Consider the following 3,818-nt stretch of genomic DNA (forward strand, 5'->3'; position numbering starts at 1 on the left):
GTGTTGAATGTCAGAATAAATGGACAATTATTTTCCGATTATTTTGACCAAGTCAGAATTTTTTCATAATCAATGGACCATCCAGACAACTATCACATTAGTCACAACATTTTTTTGCTCATCAATTAAGCTTTCAAGACGATTCAACAATTTTTTTAGCTTTGCAAAGAGTTCTATTCAAATACGCTTCCTTCTGCCTTTGTCCAGAATGATTTTTCCATTCATCCCTCTGTTCCAAAATTCTGCATTTGACATCATTTTCATGCATTCCCCTTCTAAACAGAGCCACGGCATAGGCAAAATCTGTGGCAGATTCATCGCCACGGTGATAGTGATTTCTGGAAAGATTTTGAAGACGACACACGCCCCCCTCCAGGGGTAGAGGGGAAAGGGCTGGAGTTTTATGTTGGGTTGTCGCAGTCACAGGGGGTGGTATTTGCGCTGTCTGTTTCCAGTCGACCCAAACAAGTCTTGCCAAAGGGTAATGACCGAAGGGGTTACGATATTTTGATTTTCGATTCCTGAAGCCTGGGCATCTTCCCCATCTATTATAAGGATCTGCACCGGGATCGGATTTCATTTTTTTCAGCCAGTACCGTTTTTCTTCCAAGCTCAAAGCTCGGTTTGCATGTATCCACACTTGAAAATTATCTGGAGAAGTTTCCACCACCATCCGGCCTGGTTTCCAAGTGCCATCGCACATCTTGTGGTGTCTGTGTAAAAGCTCAGAGGTGATATCGTCGGCCATGAGATATTCGGCTTGTACCAGGGGTTGGATGAGAATGTGTCTGCCCTGAACATTTTCGGCCTTGAGATAGGGGATGTTCTTGAAAGCCAGATCTAAGATCCATCTTTTGCCAGCTGTTATATCGAGCACAGCCAGGTGGCATGAACTGTTAAAGAAACGACGAAGTTTCCAAAGGATTTTTTCCATAGATAAAAATGCCCCGGAGAGGGGGGGCTCTCCAGGGCGAACTTGGAATAAAATTAGAAGATTTCACTAGCCGCAATTCGAACGTGGTCTGCTGTTACCATGTTCTGTTGCTGTTGAGCAGCCGTGATAATGGCTCCCCGGGCCAGATTGTTGGCCTTTCTGAACAGACCACCGGAGCCTTGATGAATGGCAGTTATTGCGGATGGTTCAAACAAATTTTTCTCAACCCCGGCAATGCTCAGATGGTGCAAAAGATAATCCTCCATTCCCTGCTGATCCACACCCTGCAGATGACATCTTGCCACCACCCGGGATGCTAAGGGCATGGCATACCGGTATTTGAGATTGTCCACCAAGTTTGCCTGTCCTGTCAGGACCATCGGTAAAAAGGGTTTTGAGTCCCCTTCAAACTGAGTCAAGGTGTGCAGCTCTGTAAAGACTTCCAGTCTCAGAAGCGAAGCTTCATCAATGATGAGCAGGATTTTCATTTTTTTGTCCACAGTGTCAAGCACCTCCTGTTTGATCCTTCGGACCATGTTCACCCGAGAGGTGCCCGTGGGTTCAAGGTTCAGCTCACCCAATATATTCCGGTAAAGTTCCAGGATAGAGCCGTTGGATGCCGTTACATGGATCAAACGGTACTCCGAGGAGTGAAGGTTCCCTGAAACATACCTAAGAGCTGTTGATTTACCACTGCCGATATCTCCGGTTATCAAGGCAATGGCACCCAAATTGACGGCGTAGTGGATACGATTTTCAGCCCCTTCAATTTCATTGGTTTTTAAAATGTCCTTATGGGCTATGTCGGCGGTAAAGGGCTCTTTTTGCAGTTGAAAGAACAACCGATGGGTGTTAACATTCATGAACGACCTCCCCATACGCCACCGGTTTGAGCGATTGGATTATCCACCTCAATCACAGGTTTACTGTTTTTATCTCGCTTGATCCGGCAGTTTACGTGCACGTTCACCGGCTTTAAAGTTCCGTAGGATTTCTGAGCGTATTTGAGTTCTACCTGGTCGTATTCTCCCTCGTGAAACAGTAAGTCTACTTTTTTACCGATGAGCTCCACCGGCCCTTCATAAAGATGATTGTCCAGCATGATGATCCGATCTTTTGTGATTTTTCGCTGTACTCTTTTTCTGAAAAAATCCCTCAAGTCAGCGGGGGCTTGGCGGATGCATTCCATACCGTCGGCAAACCGTTGTAGTGGTTTTTGGCCGGTGGCCGAGTGTTTGCGGTTGTTGTACGTTTCCAACCAGGCAGCAAAACTTTTATTAAGGTCCTCAATGGTATTGCCGGTAAATCCGGGTAAAAACTGTGAGCGTACGGTCTTAAAAAATCGTTCAATTTTTCCCTTGCCTTGGGGTTTGTAAGGACGGGCGTGGATCAAGGCGATGGCAAGGGATGCAGTAATGTGCATCAGGTGGGTAGATTTATAAGCACTGCCGTTGTCAACGTAGAATTTGCGGGGTAATCCCCGGCGTAAAAGGGCCTGCTCAAAAGCATGCATGAAGGCCTTGGTGTTTTCCGATGCATAAAAGAAAGCATACACAATCAGCCGTGAATGATCGTCGATGAAGGCAATCAGATAACTCTTGCCCTGCCTGCCCTTGATTTCCACCCGGGGACCGTGCATCACATCGCTTTGCCACAGATCATTGGGATGTTCCGCCTCAAATCTACGGCGATCCTCAGCAGGCATTCTTTTTTGCATCAGATCATGTTGGTGATAAAAACGATACATTGTTGAAATTGAAGGAATTACAGAAAAAAGTCTTTCCTTCACAATACGCTCTCTTATAAAGGTAATAGAGACCTCCGGTTGTTCCCTTCTCAGCCTCAAAAGGGTCATGCACACATCATTGTCAAGTACCCGGGGCTTGCCTTTATCTTCCCTGTCATTCGGGTAAAGAGATTCAAGCTTTTTACCGCCGGTGCGGTAAAGTTCTACCCACCGTTTCAACGTACTGCGGCTGATACTGGTTTTATTAGAAAAAGGAATCGTCCATTTGCGGGCGCACTTCTCCTGGAACAACTGCTCTTGCTTGCCATATTCAAGCTCAATACCGGTTACAAAGTCCTGAATCACACCATAGCGGAATACCGCAACATCTATTTTTTGTCTTTCGTCCATGGAACCTCCTTGAAATATTAGTTTCCTGATCAATATCTTCTTTGGAAACCCTTTTCAAAGGAAGCCTTTGGTGGAGTGAGCTCTGGATGATCTTCATGTCAGATCAAATGGACCTACTCACGGGAATTCGCTCCATTTCAAGCAATTTATCATAACCTGACATCAGTCCGAATGACCATGAGCAATCTAAAACAGCCATTACCTGGTTTTGCAAATTCCGAAGCCAGTGACGCATCCGTGCGGTACAAACATCTGACTTTGGCCACCTGCCGGTTTTAATGCGATGGTCAAGGGATGAACGAATGGTTTTTCGCGAGGATTGAAAACGACTGTAGTGACTTAACGGTCTCAAGGTGATCACGCAACGGCAAATATGGCAACGATAACGCTTTAAAAATAAGTGGGTTCTAAAACCATCAAAAATAGCTCTGACATATCCATGGCTCCAGACTTTACCACTTGAGCCACATTTGGGGCATGCACACGGTCTTTCCCAAGGGTATTCTTTACCTTGCTCAAAAATTTTCTTGAGTATTACATCAACAAATTGTATCATGTTCTCATGTTTTGTTGAGGGCTATAAGCCCCCAAGTTTTAAGGCGGATGAGAGCGGCTACTCTCTCCGCCTATTTTTTTCACAAAAAAAGCCCTAATCCCAGGACCATTTAATCTGATATATTTTGAATTTGGTCAACTTATTCTGAAAATTTCTGCATTCAAGTAGTTATTTTATTGTGGCACTTAACA

3 protein-coding genes are annotated in these 3,818 nt (G+C 45.0%); all 3 read right to left on the minus strand.

What is annotated here, in order from left to right:
* Positions 1-133: 133 nt before the first annotated feature.
* The 3 genes from B9A32_RS20775 to B9A32_RS20785 are packed head-to-tail and all read right to left on the minus strand — an operon-like array spanning position 134 to position 3,071.
* Positions 134-934 (minus strand): DNA-primase RepB domain-containing protein, encoded by an 801-nt coding sequence (locus tag B9A32_RS20775; RefSeq protein WP_084072087.1) that lies wholly within the window; start codon positions 932-934, stop codon positions 134-136.
* A gap of 53 nt (positions 935-987) precedes the next feature.
* Positions 988-1,797: an ExeA family protein gene (locus tag B9A32_RS20780; RefSeq protein WP_084072090.1), complete on the minus strand. Its 810-nt coding sequence runs from the start codon at positions 1,795-1,797 to the stop codon at positions 988-990.
* Positions 1,794-3,071 carry a DDE-type integrase/transposase/recombinase gene (locus B9A32_RS20785; protein WP_084072092.1) on the minus strand — a complete coding sequence of 426 codons (1,278 nt, stop codon included), beginning with the start codon at positions 3,069-3,071 and terminating at the stop codon, positions 1,794-1,796. Before B9A32_RS20785 ends, B9A32_RS20780 begins: the two co-directional genes overlap by 4 nt.
* Between the last annotated feature and the right edge of the window lie 747 nt (positions 3,072-3,818).

Origin of the sequence: Desulfocicer vacuolatum DSM 3385 (genome assembly GCF_900176365.1) — a bacterium.
Lineage (GTDB): Bacteria > Desulfobacterota > Desulfobacteria > Desulfobacterales > Desulfobacteraceae > Desulfocicer > Desulfocicer vacuolatum.

Bases quoted from the DNA above. Each gene is read 5' to 3' on its own strand.
- B9A32_RS20775 (WP_084072087.1), bottom strand. From the start codon at position 934: ATGGAAAAAATCCTTTGGAAACTTCGTCGTTTCTTTAACAGTTCATGC.
- B9A32_RS20780 (WP_084072090.1), bottom strand. From the start codon at position 1,797: ATGAATGTTAACACCCATCGGTTGTTCTTTCAACTGCAAAAAGAGCCC.
- B9A32_RS20785 (WP_084072092.1), bottom strand. From the start codon at position 3,071: ATGGACGAAAGACAAAAAATAGATGTTGCGGTATTCCGCTATGGTGTG.